The following is a 13,133-nucleotide window of genomic DNA, read 5'->3' as shown; positions in this document are numbered from 1 at the left end:
CCCGAGCAATGGGGAGGTTGTCATGAAAGATACTCGCATCCTCGCGTCATATACTGACTGTACCAGGATGGCTGGCCCGCACGGCATTCTGGCGATCTGGCGCGAGCGAATTCGCGTCCGCTGGAAGCTGGCGCAGATGGCGCAGGAGAATCCACATCTGCTCAAGGATATCGGCCTGACGACGCAGCAGGTCGAGGCGGAAATCGCCAAGCCATTCTGGCGACGCTAGCGGATCGGATCGCCGGCTCCGGACATCCGCTGTCTGCTATTAGGATATCAGATGATCCGAAGAAGCGACTCGCGACGGCAGGACGACATGACACTCGCCGAATACAACGCCTTCTGCACCGCCCTGCCCGCGACCAGCCATGTCGTGCAATGGGGCGGCGCCGATGTCTGGAAAGTCGGCGGCAAGGTGTTCGCGCTCGGCCGCGACGATGCCGAAGGCACGCTGTTCGTCTCGTTCAAATGCTCGCCGCTGGCCTATGAGATGCTGCGCGATGCGCCCGGCTGCCGCCCGGCGCCCTATCTCGCCTCGCGCGGGATGAAGTGGATTCAGCGCTTCTCGGATGAGGGCCTGCCGGACGACGCCTTCCGCGATTATCTGCGCGAGAGCCACCGGCTGGTCGCGGCGGGACTGACGCGGAAGCTTCGCGCGGAGTTGGGCTCAGCTGACAACCGCGTCATTCTCGGGCGGAGCGAAGCGCAGACCCGAGAATCTCTAGACTAGAAGGCGCTACTCAGAGTCTCCTCCGGCCTGAGATGCTCGGGTCAAGCCCGAGCATGACGGGCATGTCCTAGACCATCGCTTCGCCCTTTAGCACCGGCACGCAGCCGCCGCCGACGGTGGCGCGGATCTCGCCATCGACACGCCGCGCCGTGACCTGCAGCAGGCTCGGCCGGCCCATCTCAACGCCTTGGGCGATCTCGAAGGCGATGCTGTCCTTGTCGGAGAGCGACAAGGTGAGAGCCGCCAGCGTCGCGCTGGCGCTGCCGGTCGCGGGGTCTTCCCAGGTGCCTGCGAGCGGCGCGAACATGCGGGCACGCACGCTGTCGCCGTCCCAGGCGTAGAAGAAGATCGACAGGCGCCCTTCCAGGACCGGGTTGGCCTCGGCCAGACGGCGATAGGCGGCGATGTCGGGCGTCGCCCGCGTCAGTGCCTCCGGCGTGACCTCGGCCAGAACGAACTTGACGCCGACCGAGGCCTGCTGCGGCGGATGGCGACCGGTGAGCACATCTTGTGTGGAGAGCCCGGCGCAGGCGGCGATCGCGTCAGGCGGCAATAGGATACCGAGCGAAAGCGCCTGCGGCGCGGCGATGGTCGCGCCCGTCACCAGCCCTGCGGCATTGCGCGCGACGCGAACCTCGACCAGCCCCGCTAGCTCCTCGAACAGCAGGATGCCGTTGCGGTCGCGGCCATGGCCGGCGAGCACGCAGGCCGTACCGACATTGGGATGGCCGGCGAAGGGCATCTCGGCGGTGCGGTGGAAGATGCGGACGCGCGCCGTGTTGGCCGGATCGCTCGGCGGCAGCACGAAGGTCGTCTCGCTATAGTTCATCTCCGCCGCCAGCGCCTGCATCTCGGCATCCGAGAGGCCGCGCGCATCGGTGAAGACGGCGAGCTGGTTGCCGCCGAAGCGCGTGTTGGTGAAGACGTCGACGGTTTCGAACGGATAGGACGGCATGGCGGTCTCCGGCAGCCTGATCAGGCGCGGAGACTGCCACCCGGCGTCGCGTCCGGGAAATCAGGATTCGGAATGCGACCGATCACACGCTGACGGGCTTCAAGCCCACCAGCGTTCGCCGACCGGGAAGCGGCCGGCCGCTTCTTCGATGACCTGGCCGAGCGAGAACAGCGTCTCCTCGTCGAAGGGGCGGCCGATCAGCTGCAAGCCGAGTGGCAGGCCCTGGCTGTCGAGCCCCGCCGGAACGGCGATGCCCGGCAGGCCTGCCATGTTCACCGTCACTGTGAAGACGTCGTTGAGATACATCTCGACCGGGTCGGACGAGCCTTTCTCGCCGATGCCGAAGGCGGAGGACGGCGTCGCCGGCGTCAGCACCGCGTCGATGCCCTGATCGTAGACCTGCTCGAAATCGCGCTTGATCAGCGTGCGCACCTTCTGGGCGCGCAGGTAATAGGCGTCATAATAGCCCGAGGACAGCACATAGGTGCCGATCATGATGCGGCGCTTGACCTCGGCGCCGAAGCCGGCGGCACGGGTCTTCTCGTACATCTCGATGATGTCGCGCCCCTGCTCGCGCAGGCCGTAGCGGACGCCGTCATAGCGGGCGAGGTTGGACGAAGCCTCGGCCGGCGCGACGATGTAGTAGGCCGGTAGCGCATATTTGGCGTGCGGCAGCGAGATTTCGACGATCTCCGCGCCCGCAGCCCTCAGCCAGTCGATGCCCTGCTGCCAAAGCGCGTCGATCTCGGGGTTGAGACCTTCGAGGCGGTATTCCCCGGGGATGCCGATGCGCATGCCCTTGACCGAGCGGCCGACCGACGCCTCGTAATCCGGCACGGCCATGTCGACCGAAGTGGTGTCCCTCGGATCGTGCCCGGCCATGGAGCGCAGCATCACGGCGCAGTCGCGCACGGTCTTGCCGATCGGCCCGGCCTGGTCGAGCGAGGAGGCGAAGGCGACGACACCCCAGCGCGAGCAGCGACCATAGGTCGGCTTGATGCCGACCGTGCCGGTGAAGGCGGCGGGCTGGCGGATTGAGCCGCCGGTATCGGTCGCGGTCGCGGCCAGGCAAAGATGCGCGGCGACGGCCGCGGCCGAGCCGCCCGAGGAGCCGCCCGGAACGAGGTGATTGCCCTCGATCGCGCCAGCAGCCCCCGCCCTGACATTGGAGCCCTGGCGGCGCCAGGGATTGACCACCGGCCCGAAGGCGGAAGTCTCGTTCGACGAGCCCATGGCGAACTCGTCGTTGTTGAGCTTGCCGAGCATGACGGCGCCGTCGCGCCAGAGCTGCGACGAGACGGTCGATTCATAGGGCGGCACGAAGTTGCCGAGGATGCGCGAGCAGGCGGTGGTACGCACGTCCTTGGTCGCGAACAGGTCTTTGATGCCAACAGGCAGGCCTTCGAGCGGGCCGGCCTCGCCCCGGGCGAGCTTCTCGTCGGAGGCGGCAGCCTGCTTCAGCGCATGCTCGGGCGTCTCCAGCACATAGGCGTTGAGCGCCCGTGCCTGCTCGACGGCGGCGATATGGGCCTGGGCGAGTTCGGTGGCGGAGAACTGCTTGGCCTTCAGCCCCTCGCGGGCCTCGGTCAGGGTCAGGCGGGTGAGATCGGTCACGAGGAAAATCCGTAAAACGTATAGGAACGGGCGATGAGGGCGAGCAGGAGCGCTTCAGGCGCTCACTCGATCACCTTCGGCACCATGAAGTAGTCGTCCTCGGAGGCCGGCGCATTGGCGACGATCTCGTCGGCCATCTCGCCGTCGGTCACGATGTCCTGGCGCTTCTTCATCACCATCGGCGTGACCGAGGTCATCGGCTCGACGCCCGAAACGTCGACTTCGTTGAGCTGCTCGACGAAACCGAGGATGGCGTTGAGCTCGCCTTGCAGCTTCGGCACATCCGCATCATCGACGGCGATGCGCGAGAGATGCGCGACGCGTTTGACGGTGGCGGCGTCGACCGACATGGGCGGGCTCCTGAAATCCAGCGGATAGGTACGTTGTACCCAGCGGCTATACGGCGCTGGGCAGCCGGCCGCAACACGCCTCGAGCCAAGCGCGGGATCCCCTCTCCTGGAAGGAGAGGGGTAGGGGTGAGGTGTTCGGAGCGGAAACGTTGGCCGGAATCCGACCGCGCGGTGAGCGCTCGCGGAACTGGTCAAACGACCCACACCTCACCCTGCCCTCTCCTTCCAGGAGAGGGTTCCCCGCGCCTTGCTGCCCGGCCTTCGTGCCCCTTCAGATCGTCACCGCCTTGCCCTTCTCCGGCACCAGCGCCTCGATGCCGCTGCCCTTCAGCCCGTCCACGAAGACCGCCGCGTCCTGGGCGATGATCGGGAAGGAGCCGTAATGACAGGGGATGGCGAGCTTCGGCTTGACGAAGCGAGTCATCGCCAGCGCCGCCGTCTTCGCGCCCATGGTGAAGCGGTCGCCGATCGGGCAGATGCAGGCCTCGACGCCGTGGATCTCGGCGAGCAGGGCCATGTCCGAGAAGACGTCGGTGTCGCCCATATGCCAGAGCGTCTTCTCGCCGGGAGCCTTGATGATCGCGCCATTGGCGTTGCCGACCGGGACGGCCACACCCGCCTCGCCCATGCCGGCCGAATGATCAGCCCGGACCAGCGTCACCGAGAAGGCACCGAGATCGACGGTGCCGCCGGTGTTCATCGGCTGGAACTTCTTCAGCCCCTTTGAGGCGAGGTGCATGCAGAGGTCGTAATTGGTGATCACGGTGGCGTCGTTCGCCGCGGCGATGGCAAGCGTGTCGCCGACATGATCGCCATGACCGTGGGTGACGACGATATGGCTGACGCCCTTGCCGGCAGCGACGGCATCGCCTTCGAAGGCGGGGTTGCCGGTGAAGAACGGATCGATCAGGACCGAGGTGCCGGGCAGATCGAGCCGAAACGCCGAATGGCCGAACCAGGTGAGCTGCATGATGGTCTCCGCGAAAGGCGACTGGACAGCGCCTGTCTAGGCCGGCGAGATGGCGTAGCCAAGCCGGCCTGAACCCGGAGCCTTACCCATGACCGATGCAGCCACCCTCGCCCGCCGGATCGCACAGGGCCGCGGCGACGAGCCGGCCGATCTCGTCATCCGCGGCGCAAAGCTGTTCGACCTCGTCTCGGGCGATTTGGTCGACACCGATATCGCGCTCTGCGGCGACACGATCGTCGGCACTCATGGCCGTTACGAGGGCAAGGCGAGCTTTGACGCGACCGGGCTGATCGCGGTGCCCGGCTTCATCGACACGCATCTGCATGTCGAATCCTCGCTGGTGACGCCGCTCGAATTCGAACGCTGCGTGCTGCCGCACGGGGTCACCACCGCGATCTGCGACCCGCACGAGATCTCCAATGTGCTGGGCGCCGAGGGCATCCACTATTTCCTCGACTGTGCGCAGGCGATGCGCATGGATCTGCGCGTGCAGCTCTCGAGCTGCGTGCCGGCGACGCATCTGGAGACGGCCGGCGCGGCGCTGGAAGCCGGCGATCTCACCTCGTTCATGGACCACCCCAAGGTGATCGGGCTCGCCGAGTTCATGAACTTTCCCGGTGTGCTGCATCGCGACCCCGGCTGCCTCGCCAAGCTGGAGGCCTTTTCTCACCGGCATATCGACGGCCATGCGCCGCTGGTGCGCGGGCTCGACCTCAACGGCTATCTCTCCGCCAGCATCCGCACCGACCATGAGACCACGACCGCCGAGGAAGCGCGTGAAAAGCTCGCCAAGGGCATGGCGATCCTGATCCGCGAGGGCTCGGTCTCGAAGGACCTGCATGCGCTGATCCCGCTGATCAGCCGCGACGCCTCGCCCTTCCTCGCCTTCTGCACCGACGACCGCAACCCGCTGGACATCGCCGAGGAAGGCCATCTCGACTACATGATCCGCACCGCGATCGCGCATGGTGCCGACATCCTCGCGACCTATCGCACGGCGAGCCTGTCGGCAGCGCGGAATTTCGGCCTGTTCGACCGCGGCTTCATCGGCCCGGGCAAGCGCGCCGACATCGTGCTGCTCGACGATCTTGCCGCCTGCCGCGTCAAGCAGGTCTTCGCCGGCGGCAGGCTGGTTGAGGATGCCCTGTTCGCCGACAGGAGGGCCGTGCCTCCCGTCGGCCTCGCCAGCGTCCGCAGCCGCAAACTCGCGCCGGAGGATTTCGCGGCGACGGCCCGCGAGGGCGATACGCCGGTGATCGGCGTCGTGCCGGGCCGGATCATCACCGAGCGGCTTTCGATGCGCCTGCCGACGCGCGACGGCCTTGCCCTGCCCGATCTTGAGCAGGACGCGGTCAAGGTCACCGTGATCGAGCGCCATGGGCGCAATGGCGGCATTGCCAGCGGCTTCGTCCATGGCTTCGGCATGAAGCACGGCGCCATCGCCTCATCCGTCGGCCATGACAGCCATAACCTCTGCGTCGTCGGTGTCGACGCGGCCTCGATGGCGGCGGCCGCCAACCGGCTGATCGAGACCGGCGGTGGCTTCGCCGTGGCCGATGGCGGAAAGGTCACGGCCGAGCTGGCACTACCGGTCGCGGGGTTGATGAGCGACCAGCCCTTCGAGACGGTGCGGCATGGGCTGGAAGGCCTGCGCGCCGCAGCGAAAGCGCTCGGCGTTGTGCTGGCCGAACCGTTCCTGCAGGTCGCCTTCCTGACCCTGCCGGTGATCCCGCATTTGAAGATCACCGACAAAGGCCTTGTTGATGTTGATCGATTCGACTTCGTCTAGCCGCGATTGAAGAGCTCGCTGCAGCGCGAGAACGACAGGAACATCCCGCCGCTGTCGCGGCTGATGCGGATCGATTCGATGATCCCTTGCGCATCCGCGGCGATCTGCGCCTCGCAGACATAGTTGACGCGCTGCGACGGTTGATAGGTCACCGTCGTCGTGGTGCTGCGGCGCCCGTCGAGCGTCTGGGTTGGGACGCGCCTGGTCTGGTAGCTGCCGGGCCGCACGAAACTCGCCTCGCCCCCGCGCCAGGTGTAGATTTGGCCGCCGCTATCACGCGGAAAACCCGAGACAGGCGGGCCGTTCGCGACGAAGAAGGAATCGGCGCTCTGGCCGACCCATTCGCTGCGCATGGTCTCGGCTGCCTGCTGCGTCGTCTGACAGCCGGCCAGCAACGCCGCAGCGCATGCGGCGATGAGCATGGTCTTCATAGTCCCCCCAGGCGAAATCCGCGCAGCCGCATCATCGGGTGCGCTGTCGCAGGGAATAGCGCGGGGGTCTTCAATTTTCGCGACAAACTCCGCTAAAAATCGCAGCAACATTCCCATGCGTCATGCCGCCAGCTGCAGCGCCACGGCTCAGAGAGCGACCTCGATCCCTTCCGCCCGCGCCTTGGCCCGCAGAGCATAGCGCCGCATGCCCGGCAAACGTGTGCCTGGCTGTTCCTCGATCGCATGCGTCAGCAGCTTCATCCGCTCGGCGAACCAATTGCCGCCCATGCTCGCCGGATCGATGGCGAGGATGAGTTGGCCGGTATCGGGCGGGCCGCCTTGGTCGTCGAGGAAGGACGATGCCTGGAAGGCGAAATGGGTACCGACCAGCGCCGCGGCGAGAATCTCGACCATCATGGCGAGCGTCGCGCCCTTGGCATCGCCGAGCGGCACCATGGTGCCGGCTATCGCGGCCGCCGGGTCGGTGGTCGGCTTGCCCTGAGCGTCGAGGGCCCAGCCTTCCGGAATCGGCTCGCCCTTCTGCTTGGCGGCGACGATCGGGCCCCGCGCCACCTTGGACAGCGCCATGTCGATCACCAGCGGCTCGCGGCCGGGAAGCGGCGCGGCGAAGGCGATCGGATTGGTGCCGAAGACCGGTTTGGCGCCACCCCATGGGGCCATTGCGCCCGGCGTATTTGCGAAGAGCAGCGCGACGAGCCCCTGCTCCGCCAGCCGCTCGACATGCAGTCCGGCGGCGCCGCAATGATTGGAACGGCGGATCGGCGCCGCGGCGATGCCCTGCTTGCGGGCGATCTCGGGCAGTTCGATCACGGCAAGATCGATCGCCGGGTAGGCGAAGCCATGGGCTGCGTCGATCGCCAGCACGCCAGGCTTGGGCTGGCGCGCGATCGGCACGGCCTGCCCGTCGATCTTGCCGGAGCGCAGCATGGAGAGATAGGTCGGCACGCGCGACAGGCCATGGCCTTTCAGCCCGTCCGCTTCGGCCATGACCAGCGCCAGCGCGACCGAGGCCGCGTTGGCGGGCGAGGCACCGGCCTCGATGAAGAGATCCGCGACCTTCTGCTCGGCCGCTTCCAGCGAGAGCTTCGTCATGCCCTGCCCTCCAGCGCCGCCATCACCCGCTCGGCGACGAGGCCGGAGACGCGGCCGTTCGATTCCGCCGTATTGCCGGCGATATGCGGCGTCAGGATCAGGTTGGGCGTGCCGGCGAAGAGTTTTGCGCCATCGGCCTTGAGCGGCTCCTGCTCGAAGACATCGAGCGCGGCGCCGCCAAGGCGCCCGCCCTTGAGTGCCGCGACCAGCGCAGCCTCGTCCATGACGCCGCCACGTGCCGCGTTGATCAGCACCGCATCGGGCTTCATCTTGGCAAAAGCGGCCTCGCCGATTACGCCACGCGTCTCGGGCGTCAGCGGCAGATGGATCGAGATCACGTCGGAGGTCGCGAGCAGCGCGTCGAGCTCCAGCTTCTCGATACCCTGCCAGACAGCTGCGTCAGCCGGAACATAAGGGTCATAGGCGGCGACGGTCATGCCGAGCGCCTTGGCATGCCGCGCCGTATCGCGGGCGATCGCGCCGAAGCCGACCAGGCCCATGCGCTTGCCGGCGATCTCGCGGCCGATCAGCTTGGTCTTCGGGAATTCGCCGGCGATCATCGCCGCGTTGGCGAAATAGGCGCCGCGCAGCAGCGTCATCGCCGTACCGATCACATACTCGACCACGGACAGGCTGTTGGCGCCGGTCGCAGGGAAGACCTGAATGCCGCGGGCCGAACAGGCGTCCATGTCGATATTGTCGAGCCCGACGCCGAGCCGGCCGATGACCTTGAGGTTCTTCGCCCCTGCCAGCAGCGCGCCGCGAACCTGCGTCTGGTTGCGCACGATCAGCGCCGGGATGTCGGCGACCAGACGCGCGAGCTCGTCGGGCTTGCCGAAGAGATCGGGGTCGTGATGCACGCTGTAGCGCGCCTTCAGCGCCGCCACCGCCGCCTCGTCCATGAATTCGGTAATGACGATGTCGGTCATGGCTCTTTCCGCTGTGAGTTTCGCTCAGCCGAGCAGGATGATCCCGCCCGTGGCGACGACGAGGATGACGAGGCTGGTGCCGGTGACCACGGCAAGATGGCGCCAGCCGAGGCGGGCCATCGCCGCGATCGAGGTGCCGAGGCCGAGCGCCGCGATCGCGATCAGCAGGCCCCAGCGCGATATCTCGAGCAGGATGTCGCGGATCGGCAGGTAGATGCCGGCGAGCCCGGCCTGCGTGCTCAGCACGCTGTTCACCACGCACATGACGAGGAAGACGAAGGCGAAGACCGGAACCGGGACCTTGGCATCGCCATGGGTCTCGCCATGGCGAGTCAGCCACCAGCCGACGATCAGTACCGAAGGCAGCAGCAGGAAGACCCGGAACAGCTTGACGATGACAGCCGCGTTTGCAGCCTCGTCCGAGACCGCCTGGCCGGCACCGACGACCTGCGCGACGTCGTGGATGGTCGCGCCCAGCATCACGCCGGTCTGCTGCTGCGACAGGCCGAGCCAGGTGCAAAGCAGTGGATAGGCCAGCATCGCGATCGTGGCGAGCACGTTCATCGCGATCACCGTGAAGGCGGTGTCGGCGGCCTTGTTGCGATAATCGGGGACCACCGTCGCGGTGGCGAGCGCGGCAGAGGCGCCGCAGACCGCCGTGGCAACGCCGCCAAGCGCCCCGACGCCGGGCTCGCGGCCGAGCAGGCGCGCCAGCACGAAGCCGGTGATGACGGTCACGACCATGGAGACGACGACGAGCACAGCCGTGCCGAGGCCGAGCGCGATGATGTCGCCGAGCGCGACGCGCAGGCCGAGCAGCGCGATCGCCCAGCGCAGCAGCTTCTTGACGCAGAAGGTCATGCCCGGCGCAAAGCGCTGCGTGTTCGCGACCGGATGCATGATCATGCCGATCACTAGCGCGATGACCACCGCGGGTATGCCGACGCGCCCGCCGGCGAGCTGCTTCAGGACGGGTTCGGCCAGCACGGAGGCGATCGCCACCACCGTCGAGAGCGCGATACCCGGCAGGAGCGGGCCAAGGCCTTTCGCCAGGCGCGGGACGGCTGCTTCGGTCATGATTGCCAATCGATCCGGTACATCAGCCGCTCCTCGGGTCCGTAGAACGGAGCGACGAAATTCTCGATGAAACGCCCGCCATTCTTCTCGATGATCCGCCGCGAGGCCGCATTATCGGCGTCGCAGGTGATCTTCACGAAAGGCAGACCGATGGTGCGGGCCTCGGCCAGCACGGCCGCCAGGGCGGCGCTGGCATAGCCGTTGCCCGAATGGCCCGGCAGGATGGTGTAGCCGACATGGCCGAGCACATGCGATGGCAGCTCCGTGACCGGGCTGCCGGCCTCGTCCTCCTGCCAGCGCAGGTTGATGCTGCCGACGAAGGGACGCTCCGGCTGGTCGTCCGCGATGATCCAGCGGATCATGTCCGGCAGGCGCGCGACCTCGCTGCCATCGTGCAGGCGGATCTTGCCGCCGCGGTTGTTGAGCCCGGCGATGAAGCCGTCGGGATCAGCCGCGATCGCGGCGAGCTGTTCGGGCGCGACGTTGCGCATCGTGTTGGGCGACCAGCCGGCTTCCAAGGCACGGACATAGGCGGGCAACACGTCCCGCCCCGGCGCATGCAATGAAACGATGCTGTCCGACACTTCTCTCGCCTCGTCGCGCCCGAAGACGCAGCTGCTCAGGCGCTGCGGTATAGCTTGGTCATCGAGAACTCGCGATGGCCCAGCGCCTCGGCTGCCGTGAGGCGGCCATTCGCGGTGCGCACGATGTTCTCGATCAGCGCGTCGCCAGCCTGCGGGATGGTGAGGTCACGCCGCAGGATGCCGGAGACGTCGACATCGATGTGCTCGGGCATGGTGCGCATCGTCTTCGGATTGCCGGTGATCTTGATGACCGGGACGATCGGGTTGCCGATGACGTTGCCCTGCCCGGTCGGGAAGGTGTGCACGACATAGCCGCCCGCTGCCATTAGGGTCACGCACTCGGCCGCTGCCGAGGAGGTGTCCATGTAGTAGAGGCCCGGGCCCTTCTCAGGCGCCTGCGCCGGCTCGAGGATGTCGATGAACTTGCACTCGCGGCCGATCTTCTCGAGGTTGCCGAGCGCCTTCTCCTCGATCGTGGTCAGGCCGCCGGCGATGTTGCCCTTGGTCGGTTGCGAATCGGAGAGGTCGTCGGTCTTGTGGGCCTCGATGACGTCGTCCTGATAGGCCTTCCACATCTTGTACCAACGCTCGCCGACCTCGGGCGTCGCCGCACGCGCCTTGCAGAGATGCTCGGCGCCGGTGATCTCGGAAGTCTCGCCGAAGACGCCGTAGACGCCGCGCGGAATCCACTTGTCGTACATGTTGCCGACGGTCGGGCAGGAGGACAGGCCCGTTGTGGTGTCCGACTCACCGCACTTGGTCGAGACCCAGAGCTCCTCGATGCCGCATTTCACGCGCTGCAGCTCGGTCGCCCACTGCACGAACTCCTTGGCGACATAGGAGGCCTTGGCGATGGTTGCGATGTCGCCATGGCCCTCGATGCCGAAGCCGACCACCGGTTTGCCGGTCTTGGCAATGCCGTCGACGACGCGCTTGGTCCAGCCATCCTCGATGCCGATGACGATGACGGCGGCAACATTCGGGTTCGAGCCGGTGCCGATCAGGGTGCGGAAATGGACCTCGAGATCCTCGCCGAACTGCAGGCGGCCATAGGCGTGCGGAATCGCCAGCGTGCCCTTGATGTTGTTGGCGACAGCCTCGCAGGCGGCGTTGGAGAGATCATCGAGCGGCAGCAGCAGCACATGGTTGCGCACGCCGACGCGGCCGTTCTCGCGGCGCCAACCCAGGAAGGAATCGAGGCTGCGGCCGGTCGGGCGCTTGACGAAGGGCGTCTTGAACTCGGGCGCCTCGATCTTGCGGCCCTTCACCTTGGCGAGCTTGCCTTTGACGAGGTCGAAATTGGCGACGATGGAGGACATTGGCGTTTCCTGGATGTTGGGGCTCGACCTGATGGGAGCCCTAGGATCGGAATGGACGGAGGCCGGTACTCACCAGCGCTTCGTCTTGGCGTTGTGAACGTGGAGGTGCTCGCCCTGCTTCACGTCGGCAACGGCCTTGCCGATGTCCTGGCCATATTTCCAGATCGTATCGCCCTTCTTGATGTCCTTGAGCGCGACCTTGTGGCCGATCGGGATGTCCATCTTGGCGGCGAGGCGGAAGTCGGAATTGTCGTGCGTGACGACACAGAGCATGTCGGTCCCGGCCTTGAGGCCTTCGACGACGACGACGCCGACCGTATCCTTCTTCTCATGCACCAGCAGATGCGGCTTGCTCATGGCGAACTCCCCTGACCGATTTCGTGACCAGCACGCCGACCCATTTGCGAAATCGGGCTCGACGTGGCTGCGCCCAAGTCTTATATAAGACATATGAGTGTGCACAAGCTCGAAATCGCAGGGCAGCCGCGCGAGCCCGATACGCCGGAGACGCTGGGCTTCCGGCCGCTTTACCGGCAGGTGAAGGCGATCTTCGTGCGCAGGCTGATGGATGGCGTCTGGGCGCCGGGTGCGGCGCTGCCGAGCGAAGGCCAGCTCGCCGCCGAGATCGGCGTCAGCCAGGGCACGGTGCGCAAGGCGCTCGACGAGCTCGCCGCCGAAAACTTGGTCGTGCGACGCCAGGGCCGCGGCACCTTCGTCGCCGAACATGACGAGCGCCGCATCCTATTCCAGTTCTTCAAGCTGGCGCCCGATCGGGGCGAACCGCGTTTTCCGGACAGCATCGTCCTCTCGGTGACGACCGGGCCGGCCAGCGAGGCGGAGCGCGCGGCGCTGGACCTCGCGGAGAACGCCGCCGTCATCCGTATCCGGCGGCACCGCTCCTTCGACGGCGCGCCGCTGATCGTCGAGACGCTCAGCCTGCCGCAGCAGTTTTTCCCGGGGCTGGAGAACGGGCCGATCCCGAACAATCTCTACAGCCTCTATGCAGGGCATTACGGCATCACCATCGCCAATGCGCGGGAGCGGCTGAAGGCGGTGGCGCTTTCCGCCGAGGATGCCGCGGCGCTCAGCGTTCCGGCCGGGGAGCCCGCCCTGCAGATCGACCGCACCGCCCTGTCGCTCGACGGCACGCCCGTGGAGCACAGGCTCAGCCTGTGCCTGACCCGGGAGGTTCACTACCTGTCAGACCTGCGCTAGCCGCCCTCACCTCTCACGCAGGTTCGAACGTCGACCAGTTGCAATCGACGCAAGATC

General features: G+C 66.8%; 15 protein-coding genes. 4 read left to right on the top strand and 11 right to left on the bottom strand.

Features of this window, described 5'->3' with window-relative positions:
* Window positions 1–22: 22 nt before the first annotated feature.
* Complete coding sequence (locus ACQKLX_RS00395; RefSeq protein ID WP_427358469.1) at window positions 23–229, top strand: DUF1127 domain-containing protein; 207 nt, start codon at window positions 23–25, stop codon at window positions 227–229.
* An 87-nt stretch (window positions 230–316) separates the two neighbouring features.
* On the top strand, window positions 317–730 hold the full coding sequence (locus ACQKLX_RS00390) for an MmcQ/YjbR family DNA-binding protein (protein WP_427358468.1): 414 nt from the start codon (window positions 317–319) through the stop codon (window positions 728–730).
* Between the two features lie 67 nt (window positions 731–797).
* On the opposite strand, the gene ACQKLX_RS00385 is transcribed toward ACQKLX_RS00390, so the two are convergent.
* The 4 genes from ACQKLX_RS00385 to ACQKLX_RS00370 form a co-directional block, all read right to left on the bottom strand.
* Window positions 798–1,685 carry a PhzF family phenazine biosynthesis protein gene (locus ACQKLX_RS00385; RefSeq protein ID WP_427358466.1) on the bottom strand — a complete coding sequence of 296 codons (888 nt, stop codon included), beginning with the start codon at window positions 1,683–1,685 and terminating at the stop codon, window positions 798–800.
* A gap of 99 nt (window positions 1,686–1,784) precedes the next feature.
* Complete coding sequence (gene gatA, locus ACQKLX_RS00380) at window positions 1,785–3,299, bottom strand: Asp-tRNA(Asn)/Glu-tRNA(Gln) amidotransferase subunit GatA (RefSeq protein WP_427358465.1); 1,515 nt, start codon at window positions 3,297–3,299, stop codon at window positions 1,785–1,787.
* A gap of 62 nt (window positions 3,300–3,361) precedes the next feature.
* On the bottom strand, window positions 3,362–3,649 hold the full coding sequence (gene gatC, locus ACQKLX_RS00375) for an Asp-tRNA(Asn)/Glu-tRNA(Gln) amidotransferase subunit GatC (protein ID WP_427358464.1): 288 nt from the start codon (window positions 3,647–3,649) through the stop codon (window positions 3,362–3,364).
* Window positions 3,650–3,920: 271 nt separating this feature from the next.
* Entirely contained in the window at window positions 3,921–4,619 is a 699-nt protein-coding gene (locus ACQKLX_RS00370; protein ID WP_427358462.1) for a metal-dependent hydrolase, read from the bottom strand.
* A gap of 88 nt (window positions 4,620–4,707) precedes the next feature.
* Between ACQKLX_RS00370 and ade the strand changes: the two genes are divergently transcribed.
* Entirely contained in the window at window positions 4,708–6,408 is a 1,701-nt protein-coding gene (gene ade, locus ACQKLX_RS00365) for an adenine deaminase (RefSeq protein WP_427358461.1), read from the top strand.
* Here the strand turns inward: ade and ACQKLX_RS00360 are convergent.
* From ACQKLX_RS00360 to ACQKLX_RS00330, 7 genes are all read right to left on the bottom strand, one after another.
* Window positions 6,405–6,956, bottom strand: a complete 552-nt coding sequence (locus tag ACQKLX_RS00360; RefSeq protein ID WP_427358460.1) for a hypothetical protein — start codon at window positions 6,954–6,956, stop codon at window positions 6,405–6,407. The two genes, ade and ACQKLX_RS00360, sit on opposite strands and share 4 nt — an antisense overlap.
* Before the next feature lie 30 nt (window positions 6,957–6,986).
* A complete protein-coding gene (locus ACQKLX_RS00355; protein WP_427358459.1) occupies window positions 6,987–7,952 on the bottom strand; it encodes an Ldh family oxidoreductase in 966 nt (321 codons plus the stop codon).
* Window positions 7,949–8,881 (bottom strand): hydroxyacid dehydrogenase, encoded by a 933-nt coding sequence (locus ACQKLX_RS00350; RefSeq protein WP_427358457.1) that lies wholly within the window; start codon window positions 8,879–8,881, stop codon window positions 7,949–7,951. The genes ACQKLX_RS00355 and ACQKLX_RS00350 overlap by 4 nt, the downstream gene beginning before the upstream one ends.
* Window positions 8,882–8,905: 24 nt before the next feature.
* Window positions 8,906–9,958 carry a YeiH family protein gene (locus ACQKLX_RS00345; protein ID WP_427358455.1) on the bottom strand — a complete coding sequence of 351 codons (1,053 nt, stop codon included), beginning with the start codon at window positions 9,956–9,958 and terminating at the stop codon, window positions 8,906–8,908.
* Complete coding sequence (locus ACQKLX_RS00340; RefSeq protein WP_427358453.1) at window positions 9,955–10,542, bottom strand: GNAT family N-acetyltransferase; 588 nt, start codon at window positions 10,540–10,542, stop codon at window positions 9,955–9,957. The genes ACQKLX_RS00345 and ACQKLX_RS00340 overlap by 4 nt, the downstream gene beginning before the upstream one ends.
* Window positions 10,543–10,577: 35 nt before the next feature.
* The gene (locus ACQKLX_RS00335; RefSeq protein WP_427358451.1) at window positions 10,578–11,861 is read right to left on the bottom strand and encodes a UxaA family hydrolase; all 1,284 of its coding nucleotides are present in this window, start codon (window positions 11,859–11,861) and stop codon (window positions 10,578–10,580) included.
* A gap of 69 nt (window positions 11,862–11,930) precedes the next feature.
* On the bottom strand, window positions 11,931–12,218 hold the full coding sequence (locus ACQKLX_RS00330) for a UxaA family hydrolase (RefSeq protein WP_427358449.1): 288 nt from the start codon (window positions 12,216–12,218) through the stop codon (window positions 11,931–11,933).
* A 99-nt stretch (window positions 12,219–12,317) separates the two neighbouring features.
* Between ACQKLX_RS00330 and ACQKLX_RS00325 the strand changes: the two genes are divergently transcribed.
* On the top strand, window positions 12,318–13,076 hold the full coding sequence (locus ACQKLX_RS00325; RefSeq protein ID WP_427358448.1) for a GntR family transcriptional regulator: 759 nt from the start codon (window positions 12,318–12,320) through the stop codon (window positions 13,074–13,076).
* Window positions 13,077–13,133: the final 57 nt, after the last annotated feature.

It is taken from the genome of Allobosea sp. NPDC003192 (assembly GCF_050275675.1).
Classification (GTDB): domain Bacteria; phylum Pseudomonadota; class Alphaproteobacteria; order Rhizobiales; family Beijerinckiaceae; genus Allobosea.
The sequence above is the reverse complement of the archived record's forward strand: the minus strand, read 5'-3'. Positions and strand labels throughout refer to the sequence as shown.